This is a genomic window from Bacillus sp. B28 (assembly GCF_029536185.1).
GTDB lineage: Bacteria > Bacillota > Bacilli > Bacillales > Bacillaceae > Bacillus > Bacillus halotolerans.
Genome location: NZ_CP120511.1, coordinates 1,826,298 through 1,843,643, shown reverse-complemented (window position 1 = coordinate 1,843,643; position 17,346 = coordinate 1,826,298). Strand labels below are relative to the sequence as shown.

Below are 17,346 nucleotides of genomic sequence, written 5' to 3'. Positions count from 1 at the left end.
GCTTGTGAAACAGGACTTGGCACAGAAATCCCGCTTACAGTTCCTACATGGTTGACTGCACTTCCTTTAATTACTGCATAAATCCGATCTCCATCTTTCTCGGCCTGGCGCAAAGGCTTTAATAAGACCGCACCAATTCCTTCTGCCGGCACATAGCCGTCCCCATCCTTGCCAAACGTGCGGCAGTGCCCGTCAGTGGAAAACATATCCCAAACACCGTACGTCATATACTTATTTGGGTGCAGAGAAAGGTTAACACCGCCGGCTAATGCGACCTCGCACTCTCCGTGGCGAAGGCTTTCCAACGCCAGATGTACGGCAGTTAAAGATGAGGAACATACCGTATCAACCGCCATACTCGGACCGTGGAAATTACAAAAATAGGACACTCTGTTGGCAATTTGCGCGTAGTTGAGAGAGAGAGGGAACACATTTTCCTTCGATGCTGCTTCAGCACCGACTAATGTATAGTCCTTGTGCATGACGCCGGCAAAAACACCTACATGCTGTCTTTTGTTCCGTCCTCTAGGTGTGGCCAACGTCTTCGGCGTGTAGCCAGCATCCTCAATCGTTTCCCAGCATGTTTCTAAAAACAGCCGTTCCTGAGGATCCATTGTCTCCGCTTCTCTAGGCGTGATTCTGAAAAATTGGGGATCAAAGCAATCAGGATTATCAATAAATCCGCCCCACTTAGAAATGCTTTTTCCTGAAGGGGAGGTGATTCCTTCAAAGCGCCTCACATCCCAGCGCGACTCGGGAATCTCGCTAATGCAATCCATTCCCTCTTTCAGATTGTTCCAAAAGTCATGAATATTGTTTGCATTCGGATACCGGCCCGCCATGCCGATAATCGCAATGTCTCCCTCTGCTGCCTTCAGAGGTGCAGTTCGGGCAGAATCCTCATGTACACGTCTCTTCCGGCTTTCAGCAGTACCGCGATCGATTGCGCGAAAAGCGGCACGCTTTTGTTCAATCTGATCAATAGAATGAGAGGCGGTAAAATGCTCACCGTACTCCTGGGCAAGAAACGCTGACAGCTCCGCAATCGTGGTATGCTCAAACAGGAGCGTCGGTGAAAGGCTCTCACCAATTTTGTCACTGATTGTTTCTACCACTTCAAGCAACCCGGAAGAATTCAGGCCCATTTGATAATAGCCGACCTGCTTTTCAATCTGTTCGACCGGCTTATTGATTTTGTCTGCGATTAATTGGCTGACGAATTGTTCAGCTGCCTCGTATGTCCCCGTACTCTCGGCTGACGATGACACCTCTTTGATTCCTTCTGCAGCCTGTGAAAATTCGGCTGTATCTTTTCTCGCCTCCTGGCTTTGAGGCAAATCCTTGCGGCCTCCATGAATAAGCTCTGCTTCACGCACTAATTTACTTGTGAAGTTTTTCAGTTCAGCCACCTTTTCTCCCGAAGCATTAAAAAATTCAAGCGTTACATAAATAAGCTCTTTTTCCTGACGGACAGATGAACGCTTAATTCTTGTCATGCAATGCGTCTGCAAAAGGGCTGAAGCAGAAAAGGATTCATAGAACAGAGGCAAAAACAGCCTCTGTTCCCCTTTAAGCAAGGATGTAAGCAAATTGTTGGCTCCCACTCCGCTCCCATCAATGAGAGCCGGATGAAACATAAAGCCTTCTGCATGAAGCATGGCTTCGGAGCCAAGAGAAAGATCAAGGAGCACACCTTCTTCCTCTTCATAAATATGTCCATTCGCTTTCATATATCCGCTATGCACAAGTTCCTGACGTCTGCACTGTTCATACACATCATCGAGCTGGACAATCGTGTCCGAAGTTGCTTTGAGGTGATTGAGCTCCAGTGTTTCTTCAAACACTGCCGGCACGTCGGTGTGCATATCAGCCTTCATATAGAGCTTTTCATCTGACGCTTCTTTATCACGGCGTTTTTCGAAGCCTTTAACTGATATTTGCCAATGCCCTTCATTTTTCTCCGTGCAATCGATATCGAGCATAGTTACCGAATCCTGTCTAGCAGTCAACGGCTGGTAAATGGATAAGTTCCGCAGCTGAAGCTCTGAGAAGGAATAGCCGTGTTCTCTGAATATCTGGTAAATCATATCAATATAAGCCAAACCCGGAAGAACATGTTGTCCGTAAACCACATGGTGATAAATAAACGGATTTTTTAACGATAGAGTGAGTTGCTTCGTTATATTTTTCACGTTAGACCTCCACTTCATAAGTATCCCATATGTTTGCTGTGCCCATTTTTAAGGTCTCCTCTTCCGGCTTTGACGAGCCAGCCGAAAACACCCGTTTCTTTAATTCAGGAGGCGATATTGGACTACGCTTAATCACACGTTTTTTATCTTCATCCCACGCCTCTAAAATGACATGGGCGTTTGTCCCCCCATCGGCAAAGCAGTTAATGGCCGCAGCAGGCAGCGGTTCTGTCCATTTTTCCAGCGATCGGCTGAACGTGAGATTCGCTTTCTGCTTATCGAAATGTGACATCTCTTGATCACCTGATAAAAATGGAACAACACTGCGCTCTTTCATCATCAGAACAACCTTGATAAAACTTGCGATTCCTTCAGCACAAAGCGGGTGTCCGATATTCGGCTTGATTGATCCGAGCGAAAGGGGATTTGCGTTCCCTGAACGGTACACGGATTGTATCGCTTTAAGCTCAAGCAGATCGGTTACCATTGAACCTGATCCGTTTGCTTCAAGATAGCTGATGTCCTCTGGCTGTTTTCCGCTTTTGGCAAGCGCAGCCTTCATGACTTCCTTTTGCGCCTCCAAATTAGGTGTTGCCGGCCCTGCGGTTCTTCCGTCATTATTGACCGAGGCCGCTTTGACCACAGCATAAATGGTATCTCCGTCTTGTATGGCCTGTTTTACCGTTTTTAACAGAACCATTCCGACACCCTCACCTAAAACAACGCCATCAGCACGCTCATCAAACACATGGAAGGATGAACGCTTACTTAAAATGCCGCGCTGCTCAAACAGCCGGTGAGAGGCGTCTGAACCAAGCAAGCTGACACCGCCCACTACAGCAGCTTTCATATCCCCGCTGTGTAAGGCCTGAATAGCCATGTTCATGCCGACTAAAGCTGATGAACATGCTGTATCTAACACAACACTCGGGCCGCGAACATCAAAAAACTGTGAAATATTTGCCGCTACATAATTCTGGCCGACTGTCACGATAGGATTCTTCGCATGAAGAAGACTCTCTTCATCAGGCTTGTGCTGGCTTCTGCCTCCAAGATAGACACCGATGGATTCACCCTTTATTTCATCTGGTGTATATCCGGCGTGATACCAAAGTTTCAAACATTCTTCCAATACCAATAATGCTTGCGGGTCCATCGCCTTTACATCCTCTTCATGGAGCAGGAAGAAATCAGGATCGAAATGGCTGATGTGATCAATGACTCCGGCATAATACGGTGACTGATAACCCCAGCGCTCTTCTGGAACCGGTCCGATTGACGAGCGTCCCTCAGATAATAACGACCAATATGATTCCAGTGTATCCGCCCCCGGAAAGCGGCAAGATAATCCGACAACGGCGATATCATCCTCTGCATAAGAACTCGGTGACGAGGACACCGGCACCTGTCTTCGGCTGACAGAAGCTGGATCCTCCGCAGGGTGAGGTGTGACTGTCTCAGTTCTATTTGCCGAAGATGCTTCCGCATTTTCCGCTATCTTGTCTCCAAACAGAGCAGTCAAGGATTCGGCATAAGATCCTACAAGCCAATCAGCAAAGCGCTGAATTGTTGGATATTCATAAAGAATAGATGGATCGAGCGCTGCGTCTAACTTTCGATTAATACGCTGGAGCAGCTGTGCCAAGATAATAGAATCTACACCATAATCCTGAAATAAATCATCAATTTTCAGGTATTCGCGTTCGATTCTCAGCTCTTCAGAAAACAAAGCAACAAGCCATGTCCGCGTTTCATCTAAAAGCAGCTCATGTTTAGCAGGCTCTGCGGTTTTCCCGATTTTTTCAGGTTGTGATATTAGCAAAGCTTCTTCTTTCAATCCAGATTCTTGCCGTATCCGCCGCTCCATCAGCCGGTCTGGCTTCCAATTTTCCTGATTCGTTATAGCAGGGAGGACAACCGGCTGCAAGGTCCCAGATAAGATTTGATCCAGAAAACGCAAGCCCTCTGAATTCGTAATGCTCAGCAAGCCGCTTTCTCGATATGCTTGATTTGTCACTTCTCCCATACCGGTTTCTTTCCAATTCGGCCACTGAATGCTGAAGATTGGCGCACTTCCCTTATGTGCTTCTGCAAAATAATTCATATAGCTGTTAGCCATGGCATAATCAGCTTGTCCAGCCGAAAGTGCCGGAATAATGGCCGAAACAGAAGAAAATAATACAAAAAACTGTAGTGGCTCATGACTTACATAGTGATATAGGGTTGTAAGCCCCGACACCTTTGGCTCCAGTACCTGCTGCATATCATCAGCTGTTTTGCGGATAAACGCCAAGGTATCCATGTCCGTTATTCCTGCACAATGAATGACTCCGCCAATTGGCCCCATTGTTTGATTGATTTCATGTAAGGCTTGCTGTACTTGTGTCTCATCAGACAAAGAGAGTGACAGCATTTGAACTTGTATGCCTTGTGCCTCCAGCTCCCGCACCGCTTGAATTTTCTGCGCCGCAGAGGTATTTAATGTCTCAGCATGAGCCCATTCCTCTCGCGGAGGAAGCTGCTCACGTCCTGTCAAAACCAGCTTTTTGACTCCATAGTGTTCCGCAAAATGCCGGGCGCTTAATAGTCCGATTCCTCTTGTCCCGCCTGTAATGAGAAGCACATGTTCTTCCGGGAAGGTCTGTCGCTCTTCGATTCCTTTCCAGGTTACCGGATGCGCTTTTAAGTATGCCTGGTACCTCAAGCCCTCTCTGTAGCAAACCTCTGTCTCCTCAGTATCGGAATAAAACTCCTCAGCGATCTGCTTCGCGAGAATATGAGGATGAACAGAGTCTTCCGCATCCATATGCCTTGATCTCAAATGGCTGTATTCGCTTTGAAGCATACGATACAAGCCAGCACGGGAGGCTCCTGTCATCTGCACGGAAGGGTTTTGGAATGATTCCAGCCCTTTCGTCACACAAAGCAGCATGATTCCCTCTTTATGCCCGTCTTCAACCAGCCTTTGAATCCAGCTAATCCAATGTAGCTGTTCTTCCTCGTGTCCGCCGCAACCGATTAAATCCACAAGGCCGTCAAACTGTTTCCAATCATTACTTAACTGTTCATTGTCAATCCGGCTCACATTTAATATGAGATGTTTTGGGAAATGCTTTGATACTTCAGCTGCCAAGTATGCCGTCTCTTCATTGCTGAGAATCGCAACAGCCCTTGTCCCCGGCGTTTTTGTGGCAATCGGACTTGCGCTCCATTGTTTTGTCAAAACACATGAGGTGCGCTTTTCACTTTGATCAACGAACTCTATGTTGTCCGGTTCTGAAAGACGTTCCTCTGCCGGAAGCCAATAGTAATCCTTCGCAAACGGGTATGAAGGAAGGCTCATCAGACGCGGTTTGGCCGCCTCGTCATACAGTTTAGCCCAATTGACCGCGACACCTTTGACCCATAAATCCGCGAGCTTGGCGTATTTCCTTTTTCTGATCCAAGCCTCAATAGCCATCGCCAAGTCCTCATCGGCAGAAAAAAGGGCCAACGCTTCTTTGTTTCGATTCGCCTGTCCGCGGAAGAGCCCTTCAGCCCCTTCCTTGCTGTCTACATACGCTTGCAGTTTTTCTTCAAGCTCCTGCATTGTGCCCGCAATACAAGCCATACGTTCATCCATTTCTTCCCGCCCGACTTGAAGCGTGTAGGCGATACGGTGCAGATCTTGATCTGTATACTTTTTGTTACGAATGGCACCCAGCAACTGTGCAGCCCGATCCATTAGCCTTTGTTTATTTTTAGCCGACAGCACAATAATGTTCGGATGTTCAGTAAGCGCATGTCGGGAACCTGCTTTTGGAATGTATTCTTCAATCACAATATGGGCGTTTACTCCGCCAATCCCAAAAGAACTTATTCCTGCCCGGCGCGGGATTTCGTTTCCGTTCCGGTCTTTGACAGCTTTCCATTCCTCTTTTTCTTGAACAATGTAAAATGGACTGTCAGTAAGCTGCAGGTAAGGATTGAGCGTATCGCAATGCAGGCTTTTGGCCAAGGTTTTATGCTTCATCTGCAGCAGTACCTTAATCAGGCCTGAAATACCCGCTGCCAGCTCCAAATGACCGATATTGCTTTTAACTGAGCCGATCCCGCATCGATGATCCGGAACTTCCGGCTGTATGTGCTCATCCATATTAGACAGTTCTTTAAACGCGGCTTTCAGCCCGTTTATTTCTATCGGATCTCCCAATTCAGTCCCCGTTCCGTGCGCTTCGATATATGTGACTGTACTCGGATCTATGCCTGCCCGGCGATATGCACGCACCAGCAAATCAGCTTGCGCTTTCGGATTAGGCGATGTCAGAGTATTGGCTCTTCCTCCGTGATTTTCTGCCGTACCCCGAATGACGCCGTAAATATGATTCCCATCGCGCTCAGCATCTGCCAGCTTTTTCAGCATGACCATTCCGACACCTTCTCCTCTGACATAACCATTCGCATCAGCAGAGAATGTTTTACATCTACCGTCTTTGCTCAGCATGCCAGCTTTGCTGTAGCTAATGTGCGCCTCCTCGGTTAATATCGTGTTCACGCCTCCTGCGATTGCCATCTCACAGTCGCCGCTTTGCATAGCAGTCACAGCACGGTGAATCGCAACAAGCGAGCTTGAACAAGCCGTTTCTACCGGTTCACTTGGACCATTGGTATTTAAGAAATAACTCATTCTATTCGGACCGACCGAAGGAATCATATGGCCTGTTGCGGCATGACCTTCAATCGGCAGATTTTCTTTATTAAATAAATCTTTATATCCTGTATTTCCTGTGCCGATAAAGATGCCTGTCCCTGTACCTGAAAGGCTCTGCGGCGAGCATCCGGCATCTTCTATCACCTTCCATGCATATTCCATTAACAGCCTCTGTTGAGGATCTACATAATGGGCTTCACGGGGTGATATCCCAAAAAACAACGGATCAAATTCTGCAACACCATCAATAAATCCGCCCCATTTGATATCAGTCTTATTGGCTTCTGAATCAGGATTTCCATAATGCTCCCGCCAATCCCAACGGTCTTTCGGGACTTCCGTGATACTGTCTTTGCCTTCCTCAAGATTTCTCCAGAATTCATCTATATCATTGGCTCCAGGGAATCGGCCGCTGATGCCGACAATGGCGATCGGCTCATAATCGGCAGTCAGATTTGTGTTTCTTCCCTCTTTTGGCATAACAGTCTGTTTAAAGCGCTGTTTTCTCCTCTTTGTCATGCTTGGAGCCGCAGGAGCTGTTTCTTCATCTTTTTCAGGAGCCGATGATATTACGTTCTCCTCTGCAAAAGTTTCCTTGTATTCATCTATCAGATAGTCAGCCAAACTTTGAATCCTTCCATATTCAAAGAAAATGGTCGGCGTCAATTCCAATTGATATGCTTCATTAATCTGATTCGTAAATACAGTGAATGAAACTGAATCAAAGCCATACTCACTCAGTTCTGTATTGATATCGATATCTTCAACGTTCACTTTTAAAATGACGCTGACCATGTGACTCAATGAAGCTTGCAGGCTGTCTGCAGCAGGTAAAGAGGTGGATAATTCATCAGTCCCGCTGACGGCTACATCTTGACGCAGCCATTCATCCTGATACTCAGACATTACATATTCAGTCAAGCTTCGTATGCTTCCATATTCGAAGAAAATGGTCGGCGCTAACTCCAATCGGTATACTTCATTAATCCGGTTTGTAAATACAGTAAACGTAACCGAATCGAATCCGTACTCGCTGAGTTCTGTATTGATATCAATATCTTCAGTGTTTACTTTTAAAATCTCTCCGACCATCTGGATGAAAGACTGTTCCAATTTACGGGTTTGGCTGTTATGTTTATCTGCGCTTTTATGATCCATCCGTTTGATTTTAGACCCGGAAGAGAGCAATTTTTGCTTCATTTTCGCAAGCTGACCTTCCATCACGAAGACTTGCGGTTTTTCTGAAGCGATTCCTTGATAAAGGGCTTTAATGCCGTGATCACTTTGCATCGGGACCATTCCTGCGTTTTTCAACATACTCTTTTCAATTTCAGCATCAACTTGCATACCGCCCTCTTTCCATAACGGCCAGTTGAAGGAAATGGTTGTGCCGTTCCGCTTCTTAGACATGGCAAGCGCGTTTCTGTACGCGGCAAATGCATCCATAAATGTATTGGCTGCTGCATAGTCTGCTTGTCCAGTGTTTCCTAAACAACCGGACACAGATGAAAACAGGATGAAAAAGTCCAACTGCCAATCTTTGCTGCATTCATCCAGATAAAACAAACCGTTCACTTTTGGCTGTAACACTTCTTGAAACTCTTTATTTGTTTTGTGCACAATGAAGTGATCTTTTATGATGCCTGCACCGTGAAGAATTCCATTGAGATGGCCGTACGTCTCTTTGATTTCATCCATGAGCCGTGAGACCGCCTTTTGATCTCCAACATCAGCCTGTTTATAGATAACCTCTGCACCCAACTTCCGGAGAGCCTCAAGCTCCTGCTCCTTATGCTCATTTAAGACTGAGCGTCCCGTAAGAATGATGGCCGGATGAACGGCTCGATTGGCAATTTCTTTTGCAAACAAAAGACCTAAGCTCCCCGCTCCACCTGTGATAAGGTAAACACCATTATCCTTCCACGGCATATGAAGCTCAGCAGCTGCCGGACGCGCTATTTCACGCCAGCCTTTGACAAAGCGGTCTCCAGCTTCATATTTGATCTGTTTGTCATCAGGCCTCTGACTGTCGTCTATCAGCTTTTGATGAAGGCCAATGATCTCTTCCGGATTCTCGACCTCAATGACCTGAGCTGTAAGTTTGCTGTACTCCAATTCTGCTGTTTTGAGTAATCCGGACATACCCGCAAACAAATGCTTCTCGCCTTTCCCCGGCACAATCACTTGAATGATCAGATTAGTTTTAGAGCGAATTTTCTTTTGTATGAGTTCAAAAACCTGCTGTGTATAGCTTTGAAAACGTTCAGCGATATTCCCCTCAGTTTCATTCAAAGTAATGACATGCACATTCTGCATGCGGGATGCAATGCCGTCGCTGACCTTTCGTTCGGTTTCACAGAAGACAACGAGATGCTCTCCGTAAGATGTCACCTCTTTATCGCTCACCTCACGCTTATTCCAAATCGGCTCGAGCATTAACCGCTCATGTGTAACTGCAGGTTTTGGCGAATGAACTTCTCCTTCCAACACTCTTGTTGAAAATCCCTTCATCCTTACGCATACGTCCCCAGTCTCGTCAAACAAATCGATATCCGCTTTCTGCACCATATCCCCGCCGTGATCACCGTCACTTAACCGGGCATATGCCCACATCGCAGACGTACATCCTTTGATCACTTCAAGTTCTTCAAGCGCAAACGGCAAAATCAATTTTTGCTCAGTAAATTCCTGCATAATACAGATTGTGGCAGCCTGAACAGCGGAGTCCATCATACTTGGATGCAGCACAAAACGTTCCTGTGTGTCAGAAACAGATGCTGGCAGCTGCAATCGTGCCAAAACCTCTCTGTTTCCGATATTCACTTTCTGAATTCCTTGGAATGCCGGACCATGGAACATTCCTCTGCTTCTGCCTTCCTCGTAAAATTGGTGAGGCGAAAGCTCCTTCCGGCTGCAGCGGCGCTGTAATTCACCAAGATCCCAAGCCGGCTTTTCTGCTGCGGTTATCAGTTCCGCACTGCCTTGACTGTGTATGGCTGAGTCTGACCCTTCTCCGGTACTGTAAATGTCATATGTGATTTTCCCATCCTCTTCTGGAAAGAGACTGATATGCACACGAACCGGCTGACTCTCGACCACTACAGGCTGAACCCAAACGGCGTGATTCAATTTGATTCTGACATCCTGTTCGTTCGTGCTGCCTGCCGCCTTGTTTACAGCCATTTGCGCCATTTCAAGGTAGGCAACCCCAGGGAGCACCGGCTTCCCTCTCACCACATGATCTGTCAGAAAGAATTCCTCACCTGTAAAAACTGAACTGAATCTCTGCTCAGAAAAGTCTGACGTATTTTGATGAAGCAGCGGATGCAATGCACTGACGCCTGTCTGTTTAGCGGACATTCTTCCCGAAAGTTTGTGATCATCCTGTGATGCCCAGTATCGTTCCTTTGCAAAAGGATATGTCGGCAAACTCATTCTGTTTGGACGCACATCTTTGTAAAGCTGTAGCCAATCAATATGCGCTCCTTTACTCCATATCTCCGCCAGCTTGTTCACTTTTCCTTTTGCGATCCACTTCCCAATCAGGTCCGCGCTGTCTTCATCCTCTGTCAGCCATGAAACATCCTTGGCTTGCTGCTTCTCTCCTTGATAACAGCCTTCTATTGATGAATTTCTATTGATAAAATCAGCCAGCCTTTGTTTTAACTCATCCACATGATCAGCGATAAAGGCAACTCGATATTCCATTGCTTCTCGCCCGACCTGAAGGGTATAAGCAAAATCAGCCAGACGGCCGCTTTCAAGCCCTCTTCTTTCCAAATGAACCAGAATGCCATGTACATACTCATGCAGCCGCTCTTTATTTTTTGCCGATATCGGAATGATGCAGGCCCCTGTTTGTTTCTGATCAGCAGAAACTGTTTTGTATTGCTCGAAAATCGCATGAGTGTTTGTCCCGCCAAGCCCGAACGAACTAAGTGCAGCCCTGTGCGTTTTTATTTCATTACTCAATGCTTTCTTTTGATCGACGACGTAAAAAGGAGAATGAGCTAAGTCTGTATTTGGATTAGGCTCCTTATAATTGATGCTAGGAGCAAGCTCATTATGGTAAAGGCTCATCACAACCTTAATACAGCCTGCCAGCCCGGCGGCCGTATCAGCGTGTCCGATATTGGATTTGACCGATCCGATTCCACAAAATTGTTTTTTATTTGTATACTGCCTGTAAACTGCCGTCAACGCTGACAGCTCGATTGGATCTCCAAGCTTCGTACCTGTACCGTGCGCTTCCACATAGCTGATAGATTCAGGCTGAATATTCGTTTGATTCATGACCTTTTGAATTACGTCCGCCTGTCCTTTTACACTTGGAGCATAAAAACCGACTTTGTCAGCTCCATCGTTATTTACACCTATGCCTCTTAACAACGCATAGATATGGTCGCCGTCTTTTACGGCATCCGCCGCTTTTTTCAGCAATACAACGGCAACGCCCTCACCGCCAATCATTCCGTCGGCAGAGGCATCAAATGCCTTAATATGCCCATCGCTTGAAAAATTCAAACCTGACTGATGCACGTAGCCGATATTTGACTCGGTGTGCAATGTCGCTCCGCCGACCAAAGCATAATTAGATTCACCAGACATCAGGCTTTGATAGGCGGAATGCAATCCGATTAAAGAAGAAGAACAATTGGCATGAACGAAATAGCTAGGCCCTTTCAATCCGAGCTTATGAGAAATCATCGTCGGAATGGTTCCGCTCTGTGCAAGCACCCACGATACATAACCGTCCGGCGTTTCAAGGCTCTCCGTTGTTTCTTTTGGCAAGAGCGCGCGATATGAATTATTGCTTGCCGACATATAAACACTCGTTTCCGGAATCTGTTTGGACACGTAACCTGCATCTTCTATCGCTTTCCAGGAGTGAGTCATGAGCATCCGCAGCTGCGGATCCATAAATTCAGCATCTTTAGGTGATATTTGAAAGAAGCTTGGATCGAACTCGTCCTTCCCTTCAATCGAAGATTTAGCCGGGACATACCGTGAGCTCTCAGTCAGTTCCTCTGAAACACCCAAACTCCGAAGCTCTTCTGTACTGAAAAATTTAATACTTTCCTTGCCGTCTCTAAGGTTCTCCCAAAACTCAGCATGGTTTTTCGCACCTGGAAATTCACACGATATCCCAATAATCGCTACACTGTCCTCATAATAATCCGGAAGATCACCAGTAACATTTTGCATGTGAATAGGCTTATCTGACTTTTCCGCAGATGCTAAAGTCAAAGAGAAACCAGTATCCGCCATTTGCTGTTCAGTGATATATTTACTGATGCCTTTGATCGTTGAGTATTCAAACAAGTCTGTTACAGTAAACTCACAGGATAGTTCATGCTTGATGCGTTCGGACGCCGTAACAGCGAGAAGCGAATCGCCTCCCACATCGAAAAATCCGTCTTCCTGCTCAATGTCATAAACGTTCAGTACATCTTGCCAAATAGATAAAATAGTTTCCTGTATTTTCACAGAAGCAACATTCCCTTGCCTTGGCTGCTTCGCTGTCACTTTTTGTTTCTTCAGAGTGTTTCTGTCTATCTTGCCGTTCGGTGTTAACGGCATTTGGTCAAGCTGGGTAAAATAAGAAGGCACCATATAGGCTGGTAAACTGTTTTTTAAATAATTCCGCAGCTCCCTTGATGATAGAGATAAATTTGCATCTTTCACTGTATAATAGGCAGCGAGCTTCTCGTCTCCGTCCTGTTCAGCTGCAAGAATGACGCTTTCCTGAATAGCCGGATGTTCATTAAGCCGGCTTTCAATATCGCCAAGCTCAATGCGGAATCCGCGTATTTTCACCTGGTTGTCGATGCGGCCGATATATTCAATCCTGCCTCCCGGAAGCCAGCGTGCCATGTCACCAGTTCTATAAAGCTTTGACCCAGGCTCAAAAGGGCTGTCTATAAATCTTTCATTCGTCAATTCACCCTGTTTGTAATAGCCCTTTGCCACTCCGTCCCCCGCAATGCAAAGCTCTCCCGGGACACCAGCCGGGACAGGCGTTAGCTGCGAATCGGTAATATAAATCCGGGTATTTGCGATAGGCCGGCCTATCGTGATATGAGAGCTTTCTTCATTCACACGCTGGACCGCAGACCAGACTGTTGTTTCCGTAGGTCCGAACATATTCCAGGCTTCGCTGCCCGTATTGAGAAAATACCGCTTTAGTTTTTCAGGTAAGGCTTCGCCTCCGCATAGAATCTTAACTCCCTCTTCATTTTTCCAGCCTGAATAAAAGAGCATTTTCCATGTCGCAGGGGTTGCTTGCATGATTGTCGGTCTCATATCTTGTATGTCGCGCTTCAGTTTTTCAACGTCTTTTGTATGTTCAGTTTGGCAAATATGGCACTGCGCCCCCTTTATCAAAGGGAGATATAGCTCTAAAGCAGCTATATCAAAACAGTAGGTTGTTACAGCAAGCAGGCTATCCGCTGATGAAAGACCAGGCGTCTCACCCATGGAAACGAGAAAGTTTGTCAACGCTTTATGCGGAATCATGACACCTTTTGGCTTCCCTGTGCTGCCGGACGTATAAATGACATAAGCCAAGTTTTCCGGCTTGACGGTGCGCGAAAGAACACGACGATCAAAAGCGGCTTGAGTGATCTCATCCCAGTCCTGATCTAACAAAACTGTCTGAAGCCCATTCCAGCTTAAAGTATTGGCCAATTCGGAAGTAGTCAGTGTAATGGAGACTTCACTGTCCTTCAGCATGTATTCCAATCGCTCAGCCGGATAAGACGGGTCTAACGGCACATATGCTCCTCCTGCCTTGAGAATCGCCAATAAACCCACAATCATTTCCAGCGATCGATCCACATAGATACCCGCCAAGCGATCCGGCCCCGCTCCATGCGCCTGCAAATATATGGCCAGCTGTGTGCTTTTTTCATCAAGCTCCCGATACGTCAATGTATCACCTTTATAGCTGACAGCCGTCCGATTAGGCGTCTTTTTCGCCTGCTGCTCAAATAACTCATGAAAACACGCATGTGGATAATTCTTGTCAGTAGCGTTCCACGTTCTGAGAATCATTTGTTCCTCTTCGTCAGTTAATAAGGAATACTCTTTTAAAGACTGAGAAGGACTCCCAACAGCCTGTTCTGTTAAATAAACAAAATGATCGAACATAGCGGAAATAGAAGCGGTATCAAACAGCCCAGTATTGTATTTGATGTTCAGCTCCATTTTTTCTTCTTCTTCCCATAGCTCAAACACCAATTCGTATTCACCCTCTTGATGAATACTCTCAACGAAATCAACAGAAAAGGAATCCTTATATTTACTCAACAGACTTTGATAACTTCCAGTTTGAAGAAAATTCTGATAGAAAAAAGCTGTCTGAAAAACAGGTGAACCTGCTTGCTGGCGAGAAATATTCAAATCCCGCACCATTTTTGGAAAAGGATAAGCCGCATGATCCAGTCCGTCGAGGATTGTGAATTGCAATCTCGAAACAAACTCAGAAAAAGTTTCTCCCGCTTTCAGTTCACCTCGAATAGGCAGCATATTGAGAAAATGCCCAATAGAGGAATCAAATCGCTCTTCAGGTCTCACCATCGCAGGCATGCCGACGATCAGTTCTTTCTGATCGCAATAACGGCCTAACAGCATCATATAGCAGCTCAGCAATACCGTTGAAACATTTGTAGAATGCTCTTTGGCAAACGATCTGACACGCTTCATTAAACTGCTGGGCAGCCGCCGAGCGTATGTGTCTTCCTTAAACTCTGAAACGGACGTACTGGTGCTTACAGCCGGCAGCTGAAGATTCGGCAATGTGCCCGATAGCTGTTTCCGCCAGTACGAACGATGTTTCTCGCCGTCTTCACCGGCAAGCATGTTCTGTTCCCAAGCGGCAAAATCATGATAAACGGCCGGTGAAACAGACTCTTTCGGCTCCTGTCCTTCTAATAGAAGCTTATAGCTGTCAAAAAGACTGCGAATAAACGTCAGGGAAGAAATCCCGTCAAAAATAATATGGTGAATAACCACAAGCAAAAAGTGCTCTTCTTCTGATCTGGAAAAAACACGGACGCGCATTAACGGGCTGTTTTCCTTTACAAACGGTTCTTTTACTTGTTTTCTTAGATAAGCAGTTGTGTCAGACTCTTTCATACCCGAAATGTCTTCTGTTTTGATATCAAGAGATAGCGCCAGCTCATTTTTGAGGCAAGGCACTCCGTCTTGTTCTTGAATCACATGCTTTAATATCGGATGCTGTTTCAGCACATGGTGAAAAGCTTGCTTTAAAGTTTCAAGGTGAAGCGCTGACGTAAATCGAAAACAGAGAGGTACGTGATACGCGCTATTTTCAGGTGACATTTTTTGCAATGTCCACAAACCTTTTTGAACTTCAGAAAGAGGTTGAAAGGCTGCTTGCTTTTTTTCCGCCTCTTCTGATTGGGGTGCGTCAATGCTGTCTTTGTCACCAGACAGGCTGCTCCGCAAATCTTCTTTTTCTGACAGATAGTTGGCCAGTGATTCGATTGCAGGATACTTATATAACTCTCTGGCTGTGAGTCTGATGCGGTATTTTTTCTCGACCGCCCGAATAAGCTTCATCATCTTAATAGAGTCAATACCGAGGCTTTGGATATTGGTGTTGGGCTCAATCCAATTGCGGGAAACATGAAGCTCATCAGTAAAACAGCTGAGCAGATATTCCTGTATATCTTCTCTTATTCTTTTGGCATCATCTGCTCCCTGTGTCTCTCCCTCACCGTTTATACGGTTCGGTTTGTGAAGCAAGTGGTCGAACTCTCCATTTTCAAATGCCGTTTTCAGCTGTGTGCGCTGAATCTTTCCTATAGCTGTTTTCGGAATCTCTTCTTTATGCACCGGCAGCAAAAATTCGGGAGTCACACCGATTGTCTGCATGACATGGTACTGTATGTTTCTAAGAAGCTGAACGATTTCATCATCATTCATCTGGGTGGAAGTAACAAAGAAGATAGCCAGCTGATCCGTTGTATTGTTATTCACACGGACAGCACAAGCGGCAGTATAAGAAGTTTCGATTTCCGCTAATTCTTCAACTGCGGATTCAATCGCATGGCTGTAGTAATTGACACCATTAATAATAATCGCATCTTTCGTACGGCCCGTAATGGTTAGACGCCCATTGCGCAAAAAACCGAGATCGCCAGTTTCAAACCAGCCATCCTCCGTAAACACACTCTCATTCAAATCCGGGCGCCGATAATATCCGCTGGTAACAGAGAGGCCAGAGACTTGAAAACGGCCGATCTCGCCTTCCTCAACCAATTCATTATGGTCATCCACAATCCTCATGGAGAATCCAGGAATCGGGGAGCCTATTTCCACAAAACCATCATCATCGTTTGTTGCGGCACGGGTAAACTCACGAGAGAAAATCACGCCGGATGAAGTTTCAGACATGCCCCATGCAGGGCGAATCGCGTCAGCAGGCAATCCGTGAGGTTCTAAAAGCTCTAGCATTCTGCGCCCGACTTTAGCGACCATCGCTTCACCGCCATTGAGCATAAAGCGCATGGATGACAGGTCCCAGTTTCGATTTTTCATTTCATCAGAAAAATCAGTGACCAGTCCGAAAGCAAAATTCGGCGCCCACGTAACAGAAGCACGGTAATGATCAATCCAATCAAGCCATTTTAGAGGTTCCATCAAAATCGCTTCACTTGCGACGTTGATTTCTTGGCAGCCAAGATAAACATCCCGCAAATGAAGCATCCCGATGCCTCCGACATGATCAAACGGCATCCAGTTAAACGTGATATCCTCTCTTGTAAAACCTTGCATTTGAATAATACCTTTCACCATGCTTAAAATATTTTTGTGATTGAGCATGACTGCTTTGGGAGTGCCCGTACTCCCTGAAGTCAGCAGCAGAAGCGCCAAATCTTCAGGATGAGCTTGGTGCCAGTCGGTTTCCATCTCATCACAGTAAAGATCCTCGACAGCCAAGGCGCGAAAACCTTCAAGTTCTTGTTCTTTTGCCCAATCAATCATTTCCTGAAGCAATTCCCGACTCGTAATCACCGGCGGCCTGTCAAGAAGTGTCCATGCGTCTTTCAGTTTTTGAGTCCCGCTGTTCGACTCTGTGTACGTCGGGGCAACAGCTAAAGGAGCCGGAACAATTCCAGTTGAAACACAGCCCCAGAAAGCAGGGATAAATTGTGAATTGTCACCAAGCTGCAAGATCACATTGTCCTTTGCTCTCAGGCCAGATTGACGGAGCCCCTTCACAATACGCAGCGCATCCTTCCATAAACGGCCGTAAGATTGATGAATCTCAGTTCCATCCGGCTGCAGATAAATGATCCCCTTTGTTTCTCCAAGCTCCGCTGCAGTTTTGTATAAAACCTCGGGTATTGTAGCCGGTTGATCTTCGGATATATGTAATGGCTCCCCATAACTGACAGAGGGATTAGCTAATCCGCGGGTATTCACATCATTTCTCAT

General features: G+C 46.1%; 2 protein-coding genes (1 of these 2 cut by a window edge). Both read right to left on the bottom strand.

Annotation, left to right across the window (positions count from 1 at the left end; all coding sequences use genetic code 11):
- A protein-coding gene (locus P3L57_RS09225; RefSeq protein ID WP_264798567.1) for a type I polyketide synthase crosses the window boundary here: on the bottom strand, nt 1-2,210 show its start. Its footprint begins 11,524 nt before the window's first position; the window shows 2,210 of its 13,734 coding nt (coding positions 1-2,210); the start codon lies at nt 2,208-2,210; its stop codon lies beyond the left edge, outside the window.
- Nucleotides 2,194-17,346 (bottom strand): non-ribosomal peptide synthetase, encoded by a 15,153-nt coding sequence (locus tag P3L57_RS09220; protein ID WP_069486556.1) that lies wholly within the window; start codon nt 17,344-17,346, stop codon nt 2,194-2,196. The genes P3L57_RS09225 and P3L57_RS09220 overlap by 17 nt, the downstream gene beginning before the upstream one ends.

Bases quoted from the DNA above. Each gene is read 5' to 3' on its own strand.
- P3L57_RS09220 (WP_069486556.1), bottom strand. From the start codon at position 17,346: ATGAGAAATGATGTGAATACCCGCGGATTAGCTAATCCCTCTGTCAGT.